Raw genomic sequence first — 23,083 nt, forward strand, 5'->3', positions numbered from 1 at the left:
TTGCGGTGTGTCAGGCAACATTTGAATCGGCTGATATTCCGTCATCGCTGTCTAGCCAGCTCCCACAGGGTCTGTGTGCAGTCCACTGCCATCACTGGCCACCGGCGGGCCGGTTCAGGCTACATCAGACGCCGCCGGCCGCTGCCGCAATGTGATCGGCAACCTGCACGATTCACCACGGCCCATCGGGAAATACTGAAAGCCATTGCGTGCCAGACGCTCGGCGTCGTAAAGGTTACGGCCGTCGAAGATGACCGGGCTGTTGAGCCGTTGTTTGATCAGCTCGAAATCCGGGGCCTTGAATTGTTGCCATTCGGTACAGATGATCAGCGCATCGGCGCCGGCCAGTACCGATTCCGGCGTGCCCATCAGCATCAGTTTTGCTTCGTCTGGATAGAGATTCTGGGTTTGCAGCATGGCTTCCGGATCGAACGCGCGCACGCTGGCCCCGGCAGCCCACAATGCTTCGAGCAGCACCCGACTCGGCGCGTCGCGCATGTCGTCGGTGTTGGGTTTGAACGCCAGGCCCCACAGGGCGAAGGTCCTGCCGCGCAAGTCACCCCGGTAGAACGCGTTGATGCGCTCAAAGAGCTTGTGCTTCTGGCGCTGGTTGATCGCCTCGACCGCTTGCAGCAGATCACTGGAGCAATGCGCCTGCTCGGCACTGTGGATCAGCGCGCGCATGTCCTTGGGAAAACACGAGCCACCGTAGCCGCAACCCGGATAGATGAAGTGATAGCCGATCCGCGTATCGGCACCGATGCCCTGGCGCACTGCTTCAATGTCCGCACCCAAGTGCTCGGCGAGTTCGGCAATCTGGTTGATGAAACTGATCTTGGTCGCCAGCATGCAGTTGGCGGCGTATTTGGTCAGCTCGGCGCTGCGCAGGTCCATGAACAGGATGCGCTCATGGTTGCGGTTGAACGGCGCGTACAGATCGCGCATCACATCGCGCACGTCAGCGCCTTCGCAACCGATGACGATACGATCCGGCCGTCGGCAATCAGCAACCGCTGAACCTTCCTTGAGAAATTCCGGGTTGGAGACAATATCGAACTGCAGCAGGCGGCCGACCTTGATCAGCGCCTTTTCGATGTGGCTGCGCAAGGCATCACCTGTGCCCACCGGCACCGTGGACTTTTCCACCACGATCAATGGCTGCTCACGATGCTGGGCGATCGCGTCGCCAACCGCCAACACGTAGCGCAGATCGGCCGAACCGTCCTCCCGTGACGGCGTACCCACCGCGATGAAGGCCACACGCCCGTGCCACACCGCGAGTCGTTCATCGGTGGTGAATTGCAGGCGTTTCGAATCCAGGCCCTCACGCACCAGACTGGCCAGCCCCGGCTCGAAAATACTGACGTGGCCCTGGCGTAACTGCTCGATCTTCTGCGCGTCGACATCCATGCACACGACCTCGTGACCGACCTCGGCCAGCACCGCCGCTTGCACCAGACCGACATAACCACTGCCAAACACCGTGATCTTCATGCCGCACTCCTGTTCGCAGTCCCTGCATTGAACATAAGAGCGCGATGTTTCAGTTCGCCTACCGTGCTGATAAAGCAGCAAACAGACCGTTCGGGGAATGCCCGATTGACTTTTATGGCCTCGAACGGCAGGTTGTCGGCCTTTCGCGGCAACCCCTGTCATTGAGCTACGCCGTTTTTTTGCGTTTCATTTCATGCATTTATTGTTTTTGTTGAATCGTTTTTTATTTCAAGGCCGTTTCGTTTGAGTGATTTGTCGAGTACCCAACCCGCACCGTCCAACAGCAATCCGCTGACCGTTTACCTCGCGCGACTGGCGCCTTCCAGCCAGTTGACCATGCGCTATGTGCTGCAAGATGCCGCCGACCGTCTTGGTTTCGAGGACGTCGATATCGAAGACATCCCTTGGCACGGCCTGCAACCGGAAGACGTGGTGGCGCTGGTCGCCGCTTTGCGGGCCGACGGTTATGCACCGAACACCTCGTCGCTTTACGTGAACGCTGTACGCGGGGTGATGAACGAAGCGTGGCGCATGAGTCTGATCAGCCAGGATCACCTGCTGAAAATGCGCTCGGTCAAGGGCATCGCCGGCACACGGCTGTCCCAGGGGCGCAACCTCAAGCGCACGCTGATTCACGAACTGATGGAGGTCTGCGCTGCCGACCCACGACCACAGGGCTTGCGTGATGCGGCGGTGATTGCGCTGTTGTACGGCACCGGCATGCGCAAGTCGGAATCGGTGGATCTGGATCTGAGTCAGGTCGACTTCAAAGAACGCAGCCTGACCGTCACCGGCAAGGGCAATAAACAACTGATCAAGTACGCGCCGGCCTGGGCCTTCGCCAAACTCGACGCCTGGCTGGAGTTGCGTCGGTCACAGCTCAAGGAAGGCGAGAGCGACGATGCGTTTCTGTTCAACCGCATTCGCCGGGGCAGCCACATCACCCGCGAGCGCATTACCAAACACGCGATTTACTACATCGCCCGCCAGCGCGGTACGCAGGTTGGGGTGAAAATCATGCCCCACGATTTTCGGCGCTCGTTCATCACTCGGGTGATCGAGGAGCACGACCTGTCGATCGCACAGAAACTGGCGCATCACAGCAATATCCAGACGACCGCCAACTACGACGTGCGCGACGACAACGAGCGGCGGCGGGCGGTGGATCGCTTCGATTTGTAAACGGCGTCAGGCCTGCGGCGGGCAGCGCGAGCCGCTGGCACCTTGCGCGATCTGCGCAGCGAGACGTTTGACGTTGTTCTGTTGCGCGGTCACCAGTTCGTCGATGCCCGGCCCTGAAGGCGTCTGCAACACCGAGCGACAGCTCAGCAGCGCCGCGTCCGCCGCACCCAGCGGGCGCACTCGCCATTTCACGTCGATCAAGGCGTACTGGCCGGGAATTGAATCGAAGCGCTGCACGTCGATACGCACGGAGGCGCGCTGCTGGCCGACGCCGCTGCTCAGTTGATCGGTCAAGGCACCGCGCAACTCATCGGCAAGAGTGGCGCTCCACCAATCGGTTTCCAGAATCGCCACGCCGCTGTTGCCTTGGCGGATAACAATTTGCGCGCGATCGACCTGCGGCGGCACGCTGATGCTTTCGATGGCGATGTCGGTGCCGTTGCGACCGGCACCCGGCTGCGCCGGTGTCAGGGTGTGAAAGCTGATCGGGTCGCTGCGACACGCGGCGAGCAGTACGACAGCAGCGAGCACGGTGATCTTCAACGGTAAAGCCATGGATGCAGCTCCTGTGCTCAATTGCGTGGCGGCCCTTTGAGATCCAGCGGCGCGGCGTTGTCCGGGCGCCCGCGAATCAACGACTCAGGGTGGCGACCGAGGTAATCCGACAGCTCACGCAACGAGCGTGACATGCGCCCGAGCTCGTCGAGGGTCTCGGTCAGCTGCTCACGTTGCGGTGAATCCTCGGCCAAAGTCGAATTGGCGGACTGCAAGGTCTTGCTGACGTCGGCGAGGGTGCTCTGTACGCCCGGCAGGGTCTTGGCATTGAACTGCTTCAGGCCTTTGCGCAGCTCGACCAGATTGCCGTCGAGGTTGCTGGCGATGCGTTCCACCGGCAGCGCGTTGATCTTGTTGACCATGGCCTCGAGTTTTTCCTGCAATTGCTCGAGGCTGCCAGGAACGGTCGGAATGGTGATTGGCCGCGCCGTAGGGTCGAAAGCGACTTTTGGTGCTTTGGGGTAGAAATCCAGCGAAATATACAACTGCCCGGTGAGCAGGTTGCCATTGCGTGCCTGGGCGCGCAGGCCATTTTCAACGAAAGTGCCGAGCAGACGCGCGCCGGTGGCTTCGTCGTTTTCGTCGCCATGGTAGGTTTTGAGAATTTTCGCGTGGGCGCGGCCGAGTCGCTGCGGATAAATGACGATGCCGACATTCACCGGAAAGGTGCGCTTGACCTCGTCGAAGTCGAGATTGACCGCCACCACCCGGCCGATTTCGATACCGAGAAACTCCACAGGCGCATCAACCTTGAGCCCGCGCAAGGCCTGATCGAACCGCAGCGCCAGATACTGCGCTTTGCCGTCAGGCGGGGCGAGGGCGGCGGCCTGATTGGCGAACAGTTCGAAATTCTTGTCGTCGCCGGCCGGCGTGTCGTTGGGGCTGTAGTCCGGCGCGCGGAAAGCGATGCCGCCGACCAGCAAGGTCGACAGCGATTCGGTTTTCACCGCAAAGCCGTTGGCGCCGACATTGATGTCGATGCCGCTGGCGTTCCAGAAGCGGGTGTTTTCGGTGACGTAGGCGTCATTGGGCGAATGCACGAAGACTTCGATATTGACGCCTTTGCCATCCGGGTCCAGCGCGTAGGACACCACCTGGCCGACGGGAATCTTGCGGTAATAAACGGGCGAGCCGATGTCCAGCGAGCCGAGGTCGGTGGTGTGCAGAGTGAAGCGCTTGCCCGGCTCGCCGTAGGTGATCGGCGGCGGATTCTCGAGGCCTTTGAAGTTCTTTGCCCGAGTGTTCGCTTGGCCGATGTCAGCGCCGATATAGTCGCCCGACAGCAGCGTATCGATGCCCGAGACACCGCCGGCACCGATGCGCGGGCGCACCACCCAGAACTGCGAATCCTCGCGGGTGAAGGCTTCGGCCTGTTTGGCCAGTTTGATCGTGGCGTTGACGTTTCTGTGATCGTCGGCCAGTTCGACTTCCGAGACATGGCCGATGACCACGTTGCGGTACCTGACTTCAGTCTTGTTGGCGGTCAGGCCATCGCCGGTCTTGAAGGTGACGGTGATGGTCGGGCCTTCCTGCAGGATGTTGTGGATCACCAGCGAAATGCCCACCAGCACCGCGACGATGGGCACGATCCACACCAGCGAAATGCCGAAACGGCGGGTTTTGATCGGCGCCTGACCGGGTGCTCGCGGCTCGTCGCTGGCTGACGACTTCATCCATGTCCTCCTCAATTATTCGGGCACTGAGCGTCAGAAACGCAAAAGCACTTCATCAATATAGAAGTGCTTGGCGATAGAGCAAATGTGTATAGCTGGCGTGGGACGCGATTGCAGTGCAAGGAGCTACCGAACGCTGCGACCTTTTGATCGAGTTTGGAGCGCTGAGCGTCCCGGGCTGCATTCCCACGCAGAGCGTGGGAACGATCAGTGTAAGCGCCTGTTAACCGAGCATTTCACGCAAGCGATACCAGAACATGCCCAGGGCCAGCAGTGGCGAGCGCAAGGCAGGGCCGCCAGGGAACGTCATGTGCGGCACGCCGCCGAACACGTCCATGCCTTGGCTGTGTCCGGCGTGGATGGCTTCGCCCAACAACTTCGCACACCAATGGGTGACATTGAGGCCATGGCCTGAGTAGCCCTGCGCGTAAAACACGTTCGGATGCTGCTTGAGCCGGCCGACCTGGGGGAAGCGATTGGCGGTGATGCCAATCTTGCCGCCCCACTGATAATCGATGCGCACATCGGCCAGTTGCGGGAACACCTTGAGCATTTTCGGCCGCATATAGGCGGCGATATCCGCCGGATCGCGGCCGGAATAATGACAGGCGCCGCCGAACAGCAAACGTCGATCCGCCGAGAGTCGGTAATAATCCAGCCCGACTTTTTGATCGCACAGCGCCAGGTTCTGTGGAATCAACTGCGCGGCGCGGCTCTCGTCCAACGGCTCGGTGGCGATGATGTAACTGCCGGCGGGCAGCACTTTGCCGCTGAGTTTCGGTTCCAGTTCATCCAGATGCGCGTTGCAGCCGAGCACCAGGCTGCCGGCGCGCACTGAACCCGTGGCGCAACGGACCTCGACAGTCGGGCCATGGAGGATTTCCAGCACCGGGCTGTGCTCGAAGACACGCACGCCCAGCGATGCCGCGAGACGCGCCTCACCTTGCACCAGATCCAGCGGATGCAAATGCCCCGAACCCATGTCGATCAATCCGCCGGCGTACACACCGGCGTCGACCACTTGCTGACGGATCTGCTCCGGGCCGACCAGCCTGGTTTCATGGGCATAGTCGAGTTCGGCGAGGCTGTCCTGTTCCTGCTTGAACGCGGCGAATTGCGCGGCGGTGTTGGCCAATTCGCAAAAGCCCCAACGTAGATCACAGTCGATGGCGTTTCCAGTGATGCGCTGGCGCACCAGCTCCACCGAATCGATGCCGGCGCGCTGCAGATAACGCACGCCGTCCTGGCCGATATAGCGGGCGAACCCCTCAACTTCGTGGCCGATGCCGCGAATCAGCTGACCGCCATTGCGCCCGCTGGCGCCCCAGCCGATGCGCCGCGCCTCGAGCAAAACCACCGACAAGCCGCGCTGCGCCAGTTCAATCGCCGTATTGACGCCGGTGAAGCCGCCGCCTATCACGCAGACGTCGGCAATCAGATCGCCGTCCAGCGCGGGGTAGGGTGTGGTCGCCCGTGCAGAAGCAGCGTAATAGGAACGGGTGTGCTGTGCGCTGTGCTGAGTCATTTGTTCGACTTCACTTTGCTCCACGACCGGGTCATCAGACGCATGATCGCCTGGGGCGGGGTCGAGGAAATGTAGAGTTTGTCGAGCACCGATTGCGGCGGATACACCTCAGGATTGTTGACCAGTTCCTGATCCATGAACGGCTTGGCCGCCGGGTTCGGGTTGGCGTAGCCGACGGTCGCGCTGACCTTGGCGATCACCTGCGGATCGAGCAGGTAATTGATGAAGGCGTGGGCCTCTTTGGCGTTGCTCGCGTCGGCCGGAATCGCCAGCAGATCGAACCACAGGTTGGCGCCTTCCTTGGGAATGGCATAGGCGATATTCACACCGTTCTTGGCTTCCTTGGCCCGGTTGGCGGCCTGGAACACATCGCCGGAATAACCGAACGCGACGCAGATGTCGCCATTGGCCAGGTCCGAGACGTACTTGGAGGAATGGAAATAGGTGATGTACGGGCGAATGCTCAGCAGCTTGGCTTCGGCCTTTTTATAGTCCTCAGGGTTTTCGCTGCGCGGATCCATGCCCATGTAGTTGAGGATGGCCGGGAACACTTCGTCGGCGGAGTCCATCATCGACACGCCGCACTGGCTGAGCTTTTTCAGATTCTCCGGTTCGAACAGCACGGCCCAGGAATCGATGTGGTCGATGCCGAGCACTTGTTTGACCTTGTCGACGTTGTAACCGATGCCGTTGGTGCCCCACAGGTAAGGCACCGAGTGTGCATTGCCGGGATCATTTTTCTCAAGCAATTCAAGCAGTTTCGGGTCCAAGTTCTTCCAGTTTGGTAACTGTGAACGATCGAGCTTCATGAACGCGCCGGCCTTTACCTGACGGGCGAGGAAGTGGTTGGACGGCACTACCACGTCGTAACCGGTCCGGCCGGCGAGGAGTTTGCCTTCAAGGGTTTCATTGGAATCGAAGACGTCGTAGATCACCTTGATCCCGGTCTTGCTCTGGAAGTCAGCGAGGGTGGTTTCGCCAATGTAGTCGGTCCAGTTGTAGACGCTGACCTGGGGCTCGGCTTGGGCTGCTGCGCTGAACAGCACGCTCAGCGCGACGGGAAGTATGGATTTTAATGGACGCATATCGACACCTCTTCTTGTAATGATCGTTCCCACGCTCTGCGTGGGAATGCCGCAACGGACGCTCCGCGTTCGGCTTTGGATGGGACGCAGAGCATCCCGGGATGCGTTCCCACGCGGGAACGTGGGAACGATCAACTGTGCGGCCGTCTTCGCGAGCGGGCTCGCTCCCACAGGGACGGGCGCGCGGTCAGACGCTGAGCAGCAGGAACTCGCGCTCCCACGAGCTGATCACGCGTTTGAAGTTTTCGTGCTCGGCGCGCTTCACTGCCACATACCCGCGGACGAATTTGCTGCCCAGGTACTCAGCGACCTTCGGGCACTCTTCCATCTGCGTCAGGGCTTCTTCGATGGTGATGGGCAGGCGCAGATTGCGCCGTTCGTAGGCCCGGCCTTCGACCGCTGCGCTTGGCTCAATCTTCTCGACCATGCCGATGTAACCGCACAGCAGGCTCGCGGCAATCGCCAGATAAGGGTTGGCGTCGGCGCCGGGCAAACGGTTCTCCACGCGCATCGATTCAGGCCCCGAAGTCGGCACTCGCAGGCCAACCGTGCGGTTCTCCTCGCCCCATTCGACGTTGACCGGTGCCGAGGTGTCCGGCAGGAAGCGGCGGAACGAATTGACGTTGGGCGCGAACATCGGCAGGACTTTCGGGATGTACTTCTGCAGCCCACCGATGTGATGACGGAACAGTTCACTCATGTTGCCCTCGGCATCGGCAAAGATCGGCTTGCCGGTGGCGATCTCGACCACGCTCTGGTGCAGGTGCATGGCGCTGCCCGGCTCGTCGCCGATCGGCTTGGCCATGAATGTCGCAGTGACGTTGTGCTTGAGCGCCGCTTCGCGCAGGGTGCGTTTGAACACGGTGATCTGGTCGGCCAGATCCAGCGCATCGCCGTGGCGGAAGTTGATTTCCATCTGCGCCGGGCCGTCTTCATGGATCAGCGTGTCGAGATCCAGGCCTTGCAGTTCGCACCAGTCGTAGACGTCTTCGAAGAGCGGATCGAATTCGTTGGCGGCATCGATCGAGAATGACTGACGCCCGCTCTCCGCACGGCCCGAACGGCCCAGCGGCGCCTTGAGCGGCAGGTCCGGATCTTCACAACGCTGGGTCAGGTAGAACTCCATTTCCGGCGCGACAATCGGCTTCCAGCCCTTGTCGGTGTAGAGCTGCAGGACTTTCTTCAGCACATTGCGCGGCGACAGTTCGATCGGATTGCCGAACTTGTCGAAGGTGTCGTGGATGACGATGGCAGTCGGCTCGATTGCCCACGGAATGACGTAGACGGCATCGGAAACCGGTTTGCACACCATGTCGATGTCGGCCGGGTCGAGCAGGTCGTAATAGATGTCGTCGTCGACAAAATCCCCGGTTACCGTTTGCAGCAGCACGCTTTCCGGCAGGCGCATGCCGCGCTCATGCAGGAACTTGTTGGTCGGTGCAATCTTGCCGCGGGCGATGCCGGTCAGGTCGCTGACCACACATTCGACTTCGGTAATCTTGTGATCTTTCAGCCAGGTGAACAGCTGATCGAAAGGGGCGTTCATAAAGACCTCGTTATTGGTTTTGTAGACGCCGGGGAGGGCGGGTTTCATCTTCCGCCCCTTCCCCTGTGGCGCGTTGGCGACTATCTTGGGCGCGGCTGGCGATTCCATCTATCCACTTTCCGCAGCACCAAAGCGCACCAAAAGAGTGCGCAAGGTCACCCCATGACAACGTGCAATCCGCTTCAGGTACAAGCGTTCAATACCGCCGACGTGGCCGAGCAAATCCGCGCCACACCGGGCTGGGTCCAGCATTACCAACAGATGTCGCCGGGGCATTTCGCCGGGCAGATTCGTTATCTCGATCTGCAGGGCGTCGAGGTTTACGAGGAGCAGATGAACACCCGGGTCGAGCAGAATTTCAGCGCGCCATCCGGGGCGCTGGCGTTCTGCTTTGATCGCAGCGACAACGCGCTGTACCTGCTCAACGAAGAGAGCCGCAACATCTGGATCACCCCGGAGAACTACCGGGAAATCGCCGTGGTATTTGGTCCGGACTTCGTCCGCGAGCACGGTTTGCAAGTAGCGAAACTCGAAGGGTTGTTCATGGCGCCGCTCAACTGCGGACAGAACGCTCTGTTCAGCGGCTGGTTAAGCTCGATTCTCACGAAGTTATCGCAAGCTGCTGATCCACTTGATAAAGATCGACTGACGCAGCAGTTGCTTGAGGACTGCCTGTTCATCCTTGATAGCGCTCACACCGGTCTGGATCGTGGCGGACTACAGCGGCGCAATGACGAACGCCAAATCATGAAGCGAGTAGGGGAGTGGGCGGCTGATTCGCCGGAAGACACGGTCAATCTGCTCGAACTTTCTCACGTTGCCGGCGTACCGCTGCGCCAGCTGCAACAGGCTTTCAAGGCTTACACCGGGATGACCCCGAGCCACTGGTTGCGCCTCAGGCGGCTGAACAGTGCGCACCGTGAATTGCTCAAGCGCAGGCCTAGCGAAACCACCGTTGCGGAAGTGGCGATGCGCTGGTCGTTCTGGCATCTGGGGCGGTTTTCCAGCAGTTACCACGCGCTGTTCAAGGAGCTGCCGAGCGAAACGCTCAAGCGCTGAACAGAAAAAGGCTTTGTGTCCTTGGCGAAGTTAAATAGAATCAGTCTCATTTGAATCTACCTTCGCGCAGGGTCTCTTGAGATGATTGAAGCCACGTCACCGTCGGAGCAGAGCCTGCAGCAGTTGTATCGCGAGCACCGCGGCTGGCTGGAAACCTGGCTGCGCCGGCGCATGGGCAACGCGTGGGATGCGGCTGACCTGAGTCAGGACACCTTTCTGCGCGTCCTGTGCAACGCACCGCCACTGGCCGAGTTACGCGAGCCGCGCGCGTATTTGCTCACTGTCGGCAAACGCCTGCTGAGCAATTTCTACACGCGACGCCATCTGGAAAAAGCCTACCTCGACGCCTTGGCCCAAATGCCGGAAGCGTGCGCACCGTCGCCGGAACAGCGCTGGTTGCTGCTGGAGACCTTGCAGGCGCTGGATGAATTGCTCGATGGCTTGCCGCGAGCGGTGCGCCGGGCATTTCTTTGGAGTCAACTCGAAGGCCTTGGCTACCGCGAGATCGCCGAGCGCTTGCAAGTTTCTGAACGGACCGTCAAACGTTACATGGCCCAGGCGTACGAGCATTGCCTGCTGGTGGAGCTGTAATGCGCGTTGCCCCCAGCGAGGAAACGCGGGAAGTCGCACGAGCGGCGGCGCAATGGCTGGCCTTGCTTGAATCCGGCGGTGCCAGCGATGAAGATCACGCGCGATTGCAGCATTGGCGTAGCAGCGACAGTCGCCACGAGAACGCTTGGCAGAAAATCCAGCAGCTTCGCCAGCGTTTCGCAGGTTTGCCGCCGACACTGGCCATGGCCACGCTGGACCGGCCGGATCCGGCGCGGCGCGCGGCGCTCAAGCGTGCTTTGGGCGTGGCCGCGCTGGTGCCGGCGGTGTGGTTGATCGGACGCGAACTGCCGCTGGAAGTGTGGCGCGCCGATATGCACACCAGTACCGGTGAGCGGCGCAAAGTGCAATTGGCACAGGGTTCTTCATTGCAACTCAACACCGACAGCGCGGTGAATGTCGATCTGCCTGCACGTCAGTTGACGCTGATTCGTGGGGAAATGGGACTCAGCGTGGCGGGCGATGCGGCCTTTATCGTCAACGCGCCTTATGGGCGGATGATCGTCAATCACAGCGACATCTCGGTGCGCCTCAATGCACGCAATTGCCAGGTCTGCGTGCTGCGCGGTTCGGTGCAATTGCAGCCGCTGCACGGCCCGGCGCTGGTATTGAAGCAGGGCCAGCAAGTCAGCCTGCAAGCTTCGGGCGCGGGAGCGATGACGGCGTTCGATGCATTGATGCCGGGTTGGCGCGACGGCGTGCTGATGGCGCAAAACCAGCCGCTGGGTGATTTCCTTCGCGAGCTGAGTCGCTACCGCTCGGGTGTGTTGCGCTGGGATCCGGCGCTGGAATCGCTGCGCATCACCGGCAGTTTCCGCCTCGACGATACCGATCAAGTGCTCGCACTGCTGGCAGCCAGTTTGCCCGTCGACGTGCAAACGCGAACGCGATTTTGGGTGTCACTGGTACCGCGTGCAGAAAAAACTGGCTGAAGCCTGTCCCTTTTTTTCGCCTCGCTGGTCATTCCAGGCAAGTGAACAAAATCGAGAGCTTCTTCCAATGCCCGCAGTATTTCCAGGTCGTTTGCGTCCGTTGTTGCAGTTGAGCCTTTTGCTGAGCCTGAGTGCCAGCCCCGTGTTGATCCAATCGAGCTGGGCCGACGACGGCAGCCGCCGCAGTTATCAGGTGCCGGCCGGTAGCCTGAGTGCGGCGCTGACGCGTTTCGCCGGTCTCGCCGGGGTCAATCTGTCGGTGGATCCGGCACTGGTCAGCGGCCGCAACAGCAATGGTTTGTCCGGTGAATATGGCGTGGAGGAGGGGTTCAGCCGGTTGTTGCTGGGCTCTGGTTTGCAGCTGCAGCCGGTCGGCGATCAGGCTTATACGCTGGTGCCTGCGGCAGAAGGCAGCACCTTGCAGCTTGCGCCTACCTCGATTCTTGGCGCGAGCGACTCGGCGGATGCCGACGTGTTTGCCGGCGGTCAGGTCGCACGGCGTGGCTCGCAAGGGCTGCTGGGCTCCAGGGATTTTATGGAAACCCCGTTCAGCATGACCACTTACACCAGCGAAACGGTGAAAAACCAACAGGCGCGCACGCTGGGCGACCTGATCGGCAGCGACCCTTCGGTGCGCGCAACCAACCCGGCCGGTGGTCGCTACGAGCAATTCACCATCCGTGGTTTCAGCCTGTTCAACAGCGACGTTTCCTACAACGGCCTTTACGGTGTCTTGCCGACGTACACCATCGACATGGAGATGGCTGATCGCGTCGACATCCTCAAGGGCCCAAGCCAATTGATCAACGGGATTTCGCCACGGGGCAGTGTAGGAGGGGGGATCAACGTCGTGCCGAAACGCGCGACCGACAAGCCGATTACCTCGCTGACGGCCAATTACGCCTCGAACAACCAGGTCGGCGGCGCGGTGGATGTCGGTCGGCGCTTTGGCGAAGACAATCAGTTCGGGGTGCGCTTCAACGGGGTTAAACAGTCCGGGGATACCGAATGGGATCATCAGAGTGTCGATCGCGACATGGCAGTAGTCGGTCTGGATTTCCGTGGTGAACGCTTGCGACTTTCCACCGATATCGGCCACACCGAGCGCGACACCGACGCACCGCAAGAACGCGTGCAAGTCGCCGCCAATGCCAAGGTGCCGAACGCCAATGATGTGCGCGACAACTATGCGCAACCCTGGAGCCAGGCGCGCACCAAAGACACGTTCGGCACGGTCAACGGCGAGTTCGATGTCAGCGATTCGGTGATGCTGTATGGCGGCGTCGGCGCACGCAAAAGCAATCACGACTTCTTGCGCCATGCTGTTTCGGTGACCAACGATGCCGGTGACTTTAGCGTCCAGCCGCGAGATTTCACCCGCGACGAAAACGTTCGTACGGCTACCGCTGGGGTGCGTAACTGGTTCCAGACCGGGCCGGTCAGCCATGAGGTGAACCTGGCGGCCAACTACTTTTATATGGACTTCGAAAACGGCGGCGCCCGTTACGCGGCCGGGCGCAGTAATCTCTACGACCCGGTGGAAATCGCCAGACCCGGCACGCCGACCCGCAATGACGCCAAGGTCTACACAGAGAACCGCTTCAGCGGCGTGGCCTTGTCCGACACGCTCGGTTTCTTCGACGATCGCCTGTTGCTGACTTTGGGCGCGCGCTGGCAGCGGGTCAAAGTCGATGACTGGAGCGACGGCATCAAGGGCGACACGGCTTACGATGAGGAAAAAGTCTCGCCGTCGGGCGGAATTCTGTTCAAGGCAACCGACAAACTTTCGCTGTACGCCAACTACATGGAGGGTCTGAGCCAAGGCAAGATCGCGCCATCAACGTCAATCAACGAAGACGAAATCTTCCCGCCATTCATCAGCCGCCAGGTCGAAGTCGGCGCCAAGTACGACGCGGGCGCATACGCGCTGACGGCAGCGGTGTTCCGCATTAAACAACCGGCGTACGAAACCAACGCCACCACGCGAGTCTTCGGCCCAAACGGCAAGCGCGAGAACAACGGCGTGGAACTGAGCGTGTTCGGCGAACCGCTCAAAGGCTTCAGGTTGCTCGGCGGTGTGATGTACATCGATAGCGAACTGAGCCAGACCACCAACGGCACGTTCGACGGCAATCGCGCACCGGCGACACCCAAATACAACGTCAACCTTGGCGCGGAGTGGGATGTGCCAAACGTGCAGGGGCTGACCCTGACCAGTCGCGGGATTTACTCGAGTTCGCAGTATCTGGATCAGTCGAATGACAAAGAAATCGACTCCTGGGAACGGTTCGACGTAGGCACACGCTATGCTTTCAAGCTGGATGAGAAGACCATTACCTTGCGCGCCAACGTCGAAAACGTGCTGGATAAACGCTATTGGAGTTCGGCGGGTGCATCGGATGACAGTGAGCCGGGGTTGACGCTTTCGACGCCGCGAACCTATCTGCTGTCGGCAACGGTGGATTTTTAGTGGAGTAGGGGAAAATCGTCGAATGTCGCCAAAAATACGTTAACTCCACTAAATGACCGTTTAGTTGAGCTAACGAAGAATATTGCGATAACGGTGGGAAAGGCGATGATTCAGCGCGAGCCGGAGGCCACCAACATGCTTTTTCGTTATGGCCGATAACGCAATAGGGTCTAAAAAACTGTTATCTCTTACAGTTTTAAAATTGCTCTGAGTCACGAAGGATGGAGGCTGTGTAATAAGCACATTCCTCCAAAGAGAAACGCCATGACAACGTTCAGCGATGCCCAACTCTTGAATCTGACTCCAGAGCAATTGACGCAATTAACACCGGACCAACTGGCACGGCGACAGGATTTAATCGACAGACAACGGGCGGAGCAGCGTGCTGCGTCCGAACAGCGGATTATGCCCGCACCGACGCCTATTAAGCCGAGAAGTGGCTTGTAATTCTCCACAAGAGGGATCAACGCATCTCAACCAAATCAGAAATCCCGATACGGTAGTAGCGGGATTTTTCCATTCGAAGAATCGGATAGGGAAATCTTTGACACCGGACGTAGAGGTTCAAAAGAAGAAGCACCTTTTAACGTTTCAGTGGATTCGATTGTGTGGGCAATCACGCCAATCTCGAAACATCTTGTTACGTGTAATGTATATTATGTTAAATCATGGATGGGAACGGCCTCAGGCTTTATGTCAGCCTTTCGTAATTACTGGACGGAATGTCTTTATGGAAAGCTTGAGCAACGCCTTCTGCACTGCCCACACGCAGACCTTCAACGTATCGATTGGCGGTAGCGATGACAGCGTGGTACTCGGAGGTTGGTACCGCCTTGATGTTCTTTGACATGGTTCTCTCCTTTCATTGGGCGACGTAAAACACACGTCGCCAAACGCGCTCAAATGCTCAAGTGGTCGGATGGGTGTGGTAAATCTTGCTGACGATCGTCCACTTGCCTTCTGCCTTCAGCAGATTGAAGAAGTCGGTGAATCGATATCCCGATACATTGTCAGTATCAACGCGCGCACTGGCGGCAGTGCCTACGATGTCGATGCGAACGATCGCGGCTTTGGCCTCGGGAGATGGGCGGAAAGAGTTGTCGATGACGTCGTACAGATTCTGGATCGCGCCGCCGACGAGCTTGTCGCCGTCGACGCCAAACATAGTTGCTTGCTCGTTGAACGCGGGCTTCATCACAGTGCTGTCAGCCTTGGCACCACCTTCGTTGTACTGACTCAGAACAGCAACGATCGCGTTGTATTCCTGGACGTAAGTTGGATTGCTCATGATGTACTCCTGGTTGCATGTTGCCGGTGACCCTTTTGGTCACTCGGGCACGGAAAACTCAAACGACAATTACCAATCCTGGCGCGTCGGCGAGATGATCAAATCGTTGACGGTGACATTTTCCGGTTGGTTGAGCGCGTATATCACTGCGCGGGCAATATCGTCCGGCGCAATGGCAATCCGGTTCAGCTCTTGGGCAGCCTTACGCCCTTCAGGATCACTGACCTTGTCCGCCCAGCCGGTATTGATCACGCCCGGGCTGACGGTGTTGACGCGGATGCCATGCTGCACGCCCAACTCCTTTCGCATGGATTCGGTCATGGCCTGGACGAAAAACTTGGTAGCGCTGTAAACACCCGCCGCCGGGCCGACCTGGTGACCTGCAACGGAGTCCATGTTGAGAATCTGCCCGGTTTTCTGTTCGAGCATGAATGGCAACACAGCAGCAGTAGTGTTGAGGTAGCCCTTGATGTTCACATCGATCATCTTTTCCCAATCCTGCACGGCCAGATCGACCCAGTTGGAAAAAAGCATCAGGCCGGCGTTGTTGACCAGGATGTCCACTGCGCCATAGGTGTCTTGTGCAAACTTCGCGAGCGCTTTGGTTTGATCCAGATGGGTAACGTCTGTGGTGAAAGCGACCACGTCGCTCCCGGCCTCACGCAGCTCGGCAACAAACGATTCCAACCCGCTCTGATCGAGTGCCGCTGCCACGACGCGAGCGCCATGCGCGGCCAACGCGCGGGTGGTGGCAGCACCAATGCCGGAAGACGCGCCAGTGACGATGGCAACCTTGTTTTGCAGATAATTCATATTTGAGTACCTCTTGTGCGGCGAAATTTTTTCGCGACGAAGCCTCCCCGCGCCGAACTGACGCAAAGGGAATCTCCAATTAATTGGAGTTGGCCGTTGGCCAATCGATGTAGCCCTTGGCGCCTCCGCCGTAATAACTCTCGCGCGGCGCTATGCTCAGCTCGAGACCCCGACGCAGGCGCTCTACCAAATCGGGGTTGGCAATGAACAACCGACCAAACGCCACGGCATCAATCCGCCCTTGCGCCCTGCGCTCCAGCGCCATTTCCAGGTCATAGTTGTTGTTGCCAATGTACGAACCTTCGAACTGCGCACTCAGCGCGTCCAGATCCACCCCTTCAGGAACGGTACGAGAGGTGGCTGTCGCGCCTTCGACGAAATGCAGATAGGCCAAATTGAATCTGTTCAACTGTTGAATGAGGTGACCGTAGGTCGCCATGACGTTGCTGTCTGGAGGCGTGTTACCTGCATCAGGAGTTACGGGTGAAAGGCGGATGCCGACCCGATCACTGCCCCAAATTGCTACCACGGCTTCGGTGACTTCAAGTGTCAGTCGTGTCCGATTTTCGATGGAGCCACCGTACCGGTCAGTCCGGTGGTTGGTGGAATCACGCAGGAACTGATCGAGCAGATAGCTGTTGGCAGAATGGACTTCAACGCCATCAAAACCGGCGCGTTTTGCATTTTCTGCCGCATGCCTGTACTGCTCGATGATCCCCGGGATCTCTGAAGTCTCAAGCGCCCGAGGCATGGACACTTCGACCATGCCATTGTTGGTATAGGTCGTACCTTCGGCCTTGATTGCTGAGGGCGCGACCGGCGCTTCGCCGTTTGGCTGCAACTCAACGCTGGAGAAGCGACCTACGTGCCATAACTGGCTGACGATTTTCCCGCCGGCCGCATGCACTGCGTCAGTGACTTTTTTCCAGCCTGCCACCTGCTCCTCGGACCAGATACCGGGCGTCATGGCATAGCCACGCCCCTGAGCAGAAATGTTCGTGGCCTCGGCGATGATCAGGCCCGCGCTGGCCCGCTGGGCATAATAAGTGGCATGCATTTCGTTCGGCACGCCGTCGTCAGCCATTCGACTGCGAGTCACTGGCGCCATGACAATTCGGTTAGCCAGTTGCATCGCCCCCATCGTCATGGGGGAAAACAGGTCGGTGTCTGCGGCAATATCAATCATAAAAACTCCAAATGAATAGACCGGTCGTCTAGTTGAAAACTTAAAAAAAACCGCCCCTATGCCAGCAGGCGCTTGCTTGTGATCAGTCCGGTCGGCTAGTGACCTTGCTCAGTATCGGATGAACGACTAGACGCTAGACGCTGGTTGAGCCCGCGCAGGTTCCAGTTGCACCCTTTCCCACTTCGCAATCACCAGCGGTGCGATGGCATTACCCAGCACATTCAGCGTAGTGGTGCCGCTGTCGATGATCCTGAAAATGCCGGCAATCAACGCCACGCCTTCCAGTGGCAATCCGGCAGACGCCAATGTCGCGGACAAAATGATGATGGCAAAACCCGGCACCCCTGCCGCGCCCTTCGAAGTCAGCACCATCGTTACCACTAACAGAATCTGCTGCGATAACGTCAGATCGATGCCATAGAGCTGCGCCACGAAAATCGTCGCCACACCGAGAAAAATCGATGCGCCATCCAGGTTGAACGCATAACCCACCGGCACCACAAAACTGACGATCCGACGCGGTACACCGTAGTTCTCCAATCGCGTCATCAACTGCGGCATGACGGCGGCTGACGCGGCACTCGAAAACGCCAGAATCAGCTCATTGCGAAAGTACCGGATCAACTTGAAAATGTTTTCTCCAATCAAATAGCAAATGCCGCCGAGTATCACCAACGCGAAAACTATCAGCGCCAAATACACCACCCCTATTAGCTTGAGCAACGGCAACAATGAGGCGAAACCAAACGTCGCCACGGTCGCGCCGATCATTCCAAACACACCGATCGGTGCGTAGGCCATGACGATTGAAACAACCTTGAACATCGCATCGGAAAGGCTCTGAATCATCGCAATGAAAGGTGCGCTTTTGTCTTCGGGTAAAGCATTCAATGCCAGGCCCAGCAACACTGCAAAAAACAGTACTGACAGCAACTTCGCTTCTGACATGGCAACCAGCACATTGTCAGGGACGATGTTCTGCAAGATGACTAATGCGCCTTTGGACGGTTCCAGAGCGATCGATGCGGTACCGTGCGAAATACCGGAAATGTCGGTGCCCGTACCCGGCTCGAAGACGTTGGCGAAACATAAGCCGATGACAATGGCCAAGGCCGTAATTGCAAAAAAGTAGCCCAGCGATTTTATCCCCATGCGGCCAAACGATTTGTTATCGCCACCGCCTGCGATGCCCAGAATCATGCAACAGAACACAATCGGTACAACCACCATCTTCATCATCTTGATGAAGATATCTCCGAGCGGTTTGAGGATCTCCGAACTCACCCATGTCTGATAATGCGGATGCGTATTGAAGTACCAACCGACAAGCACGCCAAGCAACAGCCCGGCAACGATTTGCCACACCAAGGGAATACGTTTCATGTCTAGCCTTTTTGTTGGAGTGAAAGGTCTGCGTCTATTCGCAGTTGCTAGAGTCATGAGCTTCCAGCTCATTTGAGATCAAATGGCACAACGCCGTTGTGCCATGGCTGTTGTTACTTGGCGAAGAGCTGGCTCATATCCTTGAAAGCCTTGAACTCAAGAGCGTTGCCGCACGGATCAAACAAAAACATGGTGGCTTGCTCGCCCACTTGGCCTTTGAAACGAATGTACGGCTCAATCACGAATTCAGTACCAAACGACTTCAGACGTTCGGCCAGTGCTTCCCACTGTTCCCAACCTAAAATGATGCCGAAGTGCGGAACTGGAACATCGTGTCCGTCAACTGGATTGCTATGCACGCTTTCCTGCGAAGCGGTTTTTGGATGTTCGTGAATCACCAGTTGGTGACCATAAAAATCGAAATCTACCCACTGCGTGCTGGAGCGCCCTTCTTCAAGACCAAAAACCTCACCGTAAAAGGTGCGAGCTGCAGCCAGGTCGTAAACAGGGATTGCGAGGTGGAATGGCGAGAGGCTCATCAGTACTCCAAATATTTTTGTTGGTTGGCGAACATTTCCACCGTCATTGACTCTCTGGATTAAGCCGTTTGCCGGGGATGGGAAACATCGTAGGACGGGAAGCCAAACATAAAAAACAATATATATTTCTTAGAAACACAATTAATATTTGTGAATGATCAAAGAACTGAAGACACTCATTGCTGTGGCGCGGGAAGGCACATTCGCCGCTGCTGGCAACAAGATCGGCCTGACTCAGGCTGCTGTGAGCGCGCAAATCCAGCGCCTGGAAGCCGAGCTCGGATTCGAAATTTTCGACAGGAAAGGACGCTCTGCCCATCTCAACAAAATGGGCCACCAGATACTTCTGCAGGCGCAGGAGCTGCTGAGACTTTATGACAATCTGGGCTCTACAGCGCCGGGCGAGCCTCCCAGCGTGCTGGTCAACATCGGTGCGATCGCGTCCGTGCAGCGCTCCTATTTGCCCGATGCGCTTGCGAAGTTTCACAAACAGTGTCCGCAGTGCCGCACACGTGTCATCCCAGGCCTTTCAATGGAGATGGTGAACCTCGTCGACGCCGGCGAGATCGACATGGCCGTCATCATTCGCCCGCCCTTCTCCCTCCAAAGTGACCTGCGCTGGACGACATTGGCGCTAGAGCCCTACCGACTGATCGTGCCACGTGACCTAGAGGGAGAAGACTGGTCGGAACTGCTGTCCAGCCAGCCATTCATTCGCTATGACCGATCATCCTTCGGCGGCAGGCAGGTCGATCGTTTCCTGCGGCAGATGCATTTCACCTTGCAGGAAGTTTGCGAACTGGATGAACTGGAGGCCATCATCAAGCTGGTTGAAAAAGGTGTAGGCATAGCGCTGGTGCCACAGACGGAATTCCAGCAGGAATGGCCCGCAGGCGTACGAGCGATCGATTTGGGACAACACACCTTTCACCGGGATATCGGGCTGGTGCATAGGTCTCGACAGAGTTTTACGGAGCCTGTGCGAATTTTGGCTCAGCTTATTAGTGATCAGGTAACAGCAATCTCCAAATAAGAGCCTCAAAAAAAGGCCCTAATAGGGCCCTTTTTCACTCAATCACCAAATCACTTGCTCAGCCAAGATTCAACTGTCAAAGCGCCGTGCTTTTGGCCATAGGTCATAGCCATTGATCACCAACTGCTTTGGCGCAAGCTCCTTAAGATAGTGATCCATGGACTCGTAGATCGAGTAGCGTCCGCACATGCTGTCACCCGTCGAATTGTCGTGCCTCTGAGATTGACCGCAAGCGAACCAAATCGTTAACTGTATGTACGTACAGTTAATCTCCTAAGGCTTGCATCATGAGCATCACCCTCCTCGGCCCACTCGCTACTGGCGGTAAGAAGCTGCCACTTTATTCATCCAAGGTACCGGCGGGCTTCCCCTCTCCTGCGGCTGATCATATCGAAAAGCACATTTCCCTGGATGAGCTGTTCGATATCCGGGCGCCGCACGTGTACCTGGTAAAGATTGATGGAGACAGCATGCAAGGCGCGGGTATCTATTCCGGGGATATGGTGATCGTCGATCGGAGCATAGAGGCGGTCAGTGGCGATATCGTTATCGCCGCGTTGAATTCGGAACCGTTCTGCAAGCGCCTGCTTCTGCGCGAGAACGCCGTGATGCTTGTGTCAGAGAACCCAAGATATCCGGCGAGACATGTCATGGAAGGCGATGAGCTTGTGATCTGGGGCGTGGTGAAATACAGCGTGCGCGATCATGACAACACGTGAGCCTGTCTTCGCCCTGATCGACTGCAACTCGTTTTACGCGAACTGCGAGCGAGTCTTTAGACCGGACCTCGCCAAGACACCTATTGTAGTGCTGTCCAACAACGACGGCTGTGTGATCGCGCGTAGCTACGACGCCAAGCCTTTCGTGAAGATGGGCCAGCCGTACTTCCAGATCAAAGACCATCTACGCCAGCATGGAGTGGTGGCATTCAGCAGCAATTACGCTCTGTACGGCGACATGAGCGAGCGCGTCATGACGATCATCGAATCGATGGTGCCGGCACTTGAGGTCTACAGCATTGATGAAGCATTTGCTGATTTGACTGGCATGCCTGGAGATCTGTCCGCGTTCGGCAGGCACATGCGCTCCACCCTTCTCAAGCGCACAGGCATTCCAGTCGGGGTGGGTATTGCCGGCACCAAGACGCTGGCGAAGCTCGCAAACCATACCGCCAAAAGGCTGCTGGATATCACCGGCGGTGTGGTCGATCTCTGCGATCCGTTCAAACGGGACTGGACGCTGCGCAACACCGATGTCGGCGAAGTCTGGGGCATTGGCAAGCGGATGAAGGCTCACCTGGAAACGATGGGCATTAAGACCGCGATGGACTTGGCAAAAGCCGATCCGTGGATGCTTCGCCAGAAATTCAGCGTGGTGATCGAGAAGACTGCTCGCGAGCTGGCCGGTACACCATGTCTAGAACTAGGGGAAGCTGACCCACCGAAGCAGGAGATTTGCTGCAGCAGAATGTTCGGTATGCGGCTGACACAAATCGAGCCAATCAAGGAGGCCGTCGCCACCTATACCCAGCGTGCGGCGGAAAAACTCCGAGTGCAAAACTCGCTGTGCAAGAAGATCCGCGTGAGCATACGCACCGGCATGTTCAATCCCGAAGAAGCGAAATATGCGAATGGCGCCTTGGTGGAGTTGCCGTACCCGACCAACGACGTGCGGCTGATGACGAAGGCTGCGACCGAAGCGGTCAATCGTCTCTTCCGTCCCGGCTACAAATACAGCAAGGCGGAAGTGCTGCTGATGGATTTGCGACAACCCGGCGAATTCACCGATGACCTGTTCGCCCATTCGCAACCCGTGATAGCGGACAAGGTGATGAGCGTTCTGGATGAGATAAATGGCCGCTGGGGAAAGGGAGTGCTGCGTTTAGCCAGCGTGCCTGCCGCCCCTGATTGGGCAATGCGTCGGGAGCTGATGAGTCAGAGTTACACGACGAAGCTAGATCAGCTGTGGACGGTCAGAGCCAAGTAGCGACTACAAGATGGGCATACAGCGCCGCAGAAACGAGCAGCCTTGAACGGCTGCTTACGGCCAAAGCGGACACTAGGCGATTGCCGTCGCTGGCCATTCCTTAGCGGATCTACATTGGCGTTATTGTGAGCAGATGGCTAACGAAGCGTCACAGCTGATCAAGGTCTTTAGTAGCCTTACTGAACGCTTCGGTCATACCGTCGATCAACTCCCATTGCTCTTGCTCAGCACCCTGAGACGCTGGTATTGCTTGATCCAAAGAAAGATTCCCCCACCCAGGACGCTAGTCGCCCCTGTGAGAACAAACCACCGTGGGTACGAGATAGGGTCTGTAGCCCATCTTCCGGTTGATGCCCATACCTCAGTACCTGGGCGCCTACGATGGCAACCCCGCCCACTTGAATCCTCTAGTGCCCAAGGAATCGGCAAAGCGCTACGTCGAATAGATGGGAGGTAACGCCAAAGTGCTTGAAGCCGCCCGCGTGGCCTACGACAAGGGCGAATACCGCTGGGTCGCCGAGCTGCTGGATCAGGCCGTGCTCGCCAAACCCGACGACACGGCCGCCAAGGAGTTGCTGGCCTGCGCATTCGAGCAAATGGGCTATCAGGCGGAGTCGGCGACCTGGCGCAACAGCTACCTGACCGCGGCCATGGAGCTGCGCAACGGCCCGCCGATTAAGGGCGTGAAACAACCACACTGATCTGTAAAAAATCCATGGAATAGA

General features: G+C 58.0%; 20 protein-coding genes and 1 pseudogene. 9 read left to right on the plus strand and 12 right to left on the minus strand.

Annotated elements, in window-relative coordinates; all coding sequences use genetic code 11:
* Positions 1–114 precede the first annotated feature (114 nt).
* On the minus strand, positions 115–1,494 hold the full coding sequence (locus ACMYUN_RS00700; RefSeq protein WP_415762434.1) for a UDP-glucose dehydrogenase family protein: 1,380 nt from the start codon (positions 1,492–1,494) through the stop codon (positions 115–117).
* 243 nt (positions 1,495–1,737) lie between these two features.
* On the opposite strand from ACMYUN_RS00700, the gene xerC reads away from it, so the two are divergent.
* A complete protein-coding gene (xerC, locus tag ACMYUN_RS00705) occupies positions 1,738–2,676 on the plus strand; it encodes a tyrosine recombinase XerC (protein WP_306386498.1) in 939 nt (312 codons plus the stop codon).
* Between the two features lie 6 nt (positions 2,677–2,682).
* On the opposite strand, the gene ACMYUN_RS00710 is transcribed toward xerC, so the two are convergent.
* The 5 genes from ACMYUN_RS00710 to ACMYUN_RS00730 form a co-directional block, all read right to left on the minus strand.
* Entirely contained in the window at positions 2,683–3,231 is a 549-nt protein-coding gene (locus ACMYUN_RS00710; RefSeq protein WP_415762435.1) for a membrane integrity-associated transporter subunit PqiC, read from the minus strand.
* 17 nt (positions 3,232–3,248) lie between these two features.
* Positions 3,249–4,904, minus strand: coding sequence for an intermembrane transport protein PqiB (locus tag ACMYUN_RS00715; protein WP_415762436.1), 1,656 nt, complete (start codon positions 4,902–4,904; stop codon positions 3,249–3,251).
* A gap of 223 nt (positions 4,905–5,127) precedes the next feature.
* Positions 5,128–6,429 carry an NAD(P)/FAD-dependent oxidoreductase gene (locus ACMYUN_RS00720; protein WP_415762437.1) on the minus strand — a complete coding sequence of 434 codons (1,302 nt, stop codon included), beginning with the start codon at positions 6,427–6,429 and terminating at the stop codon, positions 5,128–5,130.
* Positions 6,426–7,514, minus strand: coding sequence for a polyamine ABC transporter substrate-binding protein (locus ACMYUN_RS00725; protein ID WP_415762438.1), 1,089 nt, complete (start codon positions 7,512–7,514; stop codon positions 6,426–6,428). The genes ACMYUN_RS00720 and ACMYUN_RS00725 overlap by 4 nt, the downstream gene beginning before the upstream one ends.
* Positions 7,515–7,701: 187 nt before the next feature.
* Positions 7,702–9,060 (minus strand): glutamine synthetase family protein, encoded by a 1,359-nt coding sequence (locus tag ACMYUN_RS00730; protein ID WP_310408680.1) that lies wholly within the window; start codon positions 9,058–9,060, stop codon positions 7,702–7,704.
* 162 nt (positions 9,061–9,222) lie between these two features.
* Between ACMYUN_RS00730 and ACMYUN_RS00735 the strand changes: the two genes are divergently transcribed.
* From ACMYUN_RS00735 to ACMYUN_RS00750, 4 genes are all read left to right on the plus strand, one after another.
* Positions 9,223–10,119: a helix-turn-helix domain-containing protein gene (locus tag ACMYUN_RS00735; RefSeq protein ID WP_415762439.1), complete on the plus strand. Its 897-nt coding sequence runs from the start codon at positions 9,223–9,225 to the stop codon at positions 10,117–10,119.
* An 81-nt stretch (positions 10,120–10,200) separates the two neighbouring features.
* Positions 10,201–10,710 (plus strand): sigma-70 family RNA polymerase sigma factor, encoded by a 510-nt coding sequence (locus ACMYUN_RS00740; RefSeq protein ID WP_039762918.1) that lies wholly within the window; start codon positions 10,201–10,203, stop codon positions 10,708–10,710.
* A complete protein-coding gene (locus tag ACMYUN_RS00745; protein ID WP_415762440.1) occupies positions 10,710–11,660 on the plus strand; it encodes a FecR domain-containing protein in 951 nt (316 codons plus the stop codon). The genes ACMYUN_RS00740 and ACMYUN_RS00745 overlap by 1 nt, the downstream gene beginning before the upstream one ends.
* Positions 11,661–11,727: 67 nt before the next feature.
* Positions 11,728–14,130, plus strand: coding sequence for a TonB-dependent siderophore receptor (locus tag ACMYUN_RS00750; protein ID WP_415762442.1), 2,403 nt, complete (start codon positions 11,728–11,730; stop codon positions 14,128–14,130).
* Between the two features lie 691 nt (positions 14,131–14,821).
* Here the strand turns inward: ACMYUN_RS00750 and ACMYUN_RS00755 are convergent.
* The 6 genes from ACMYUN_RS00755 to ACMYUN_RS00780 form a co-directional block, all read right to left on the minus strand.
* Complete coding sequence (locus ACMYUN_RS00755) at positions 14,822–14,980, minus strand: hypothetical protein (RefSeq protein ID WP_415764022.1); 159 nt, start codon at positions 14,978–14,980, stop codon at positions 14,822–14,824.
* Positions 14,981–15,037: 57 nt separating this feature from the next.
* Complete coding sequence (locus ACMYUN_RS00760; RefSeq protein WP_415762444.1) at positions 15,038–15,418, minus strand: nuclear transport factor 2 family protein; 381 nt, start codon at positions 15,416–15,418, stop codon at positions 15,038–15,040.
* Between the two features lie 69 nt (positions 15,419–15,487).
* Entirely contained in the window at positions 15,488–16,231 is a 744-nt protein-coding gene (locus ACMYUN_RS00765; protein ID WP_415764015.1) for an SDR family oxidoreductase, read from the minus strand.
* Positions 16,232–16,310: 79 nt separating this feature from the next.
* A complete protein-coding gene (locus ACMYUN_RS00770) occupies positions 16,311–17,417 on the minus strand; it encodes an alkene reductase (RefSeq protein ID WP_415762445.1) in 1,107 nt (368 codons plus the stop codon).
* A 126-nt stretch (positions 17,418–17,543) separates the two neighbouring features.
* Entirely contained in the window at positions 17,544–18,800 is a 1,257-nt protein-coding gene (locus ACMYUN_RS00775) for a cation:dicarboxylate symporter family transporter (protein ID WP_039762907.1), read from the minus strand.
* Between the two features lie 113 nt (positions 18,801–18,913).
* Positions 18,914–19,339 carry a VOC family protein gene (locus ACMYUN_RS00780; RefSeq protein ID WP_039762906.1) on the minus strand — a complete coding sequence of 142 codons (426 nt, stop codon included), beginning with the start codon at positions 19,337–19,339 and terminating at the stop codon, positions 18,914–18,916.
* 154 nt (positions 19,340–19,493) lie between these two features.
* Between ACMYUN_RS00780 and ACMYUN_RS00785 the strand changes: the two genes are divergently transcribed.
* The 4 genes and pseudogenes from ACMYUN_RS00785 to ACMYUN_RS00800 form a co-directional block, all read left to right on the plus strand.
* Positions 19,494–20,372 (plus strand): LysR substrate-binding domain-containing protein, encoded by an 879-nt coding sequence (locus ACMYUN_RS00785; RefSeq protein WP_039762905.1) that lies wholly within the window; start codon positions 19,494–19,496, stop codon positions 20,370–20,372.
* Positions 20,373–20,659: 287 nt separating this feature from the next.
* A complete protein-coding gene (locus ACMYUN_RS00790; RefSeq protein ID WP_129999327.1) occupies positions 20,660–21,091 on the plus strand; it encodes a LexA family protein in 432 nt (143 codons plus the stop codon).
* Complete coding sequence (umuC, locus tag ACMYUN_RS00795; protein ID WP_415762446.1) at positions 21,078–22,358, plus strand: translesion error-prone DNA polymerase V subunit UmuC; 1,281 nt, start codon at positions 21,078–21,080, stop codon at positions 22,356–22,358. The genes ACMYUN_RS00790 and umuC overlap by 14 nt, the downstream gene beginning before the upstream one ends.
* A gap of 362 nt (positions 22,359–22,720) precedes the next feature.
* Positions 22,721–23,032, plus strand: a pseudogene (locus ACMYUN_RS00800) (alkyl sulfatase dimerization domain-containing protein); the annotation flags it as partial.
* Positions 23,033–23,083 lie beyond the last annotated feature (51 nt).

The sequence above is a fragment of the Pseudomonas sp. CP4 genome, assembly GCF_047758505.1.
Taxonomy (GTDB): domain Bacteria; phylum Pseudomonadota; class Gammaproteobacteria; order Pseudomonadales; family Pseudomonadaceae; genus Aquipseudomonas; species Aquipseudomonas fluorescens_AO.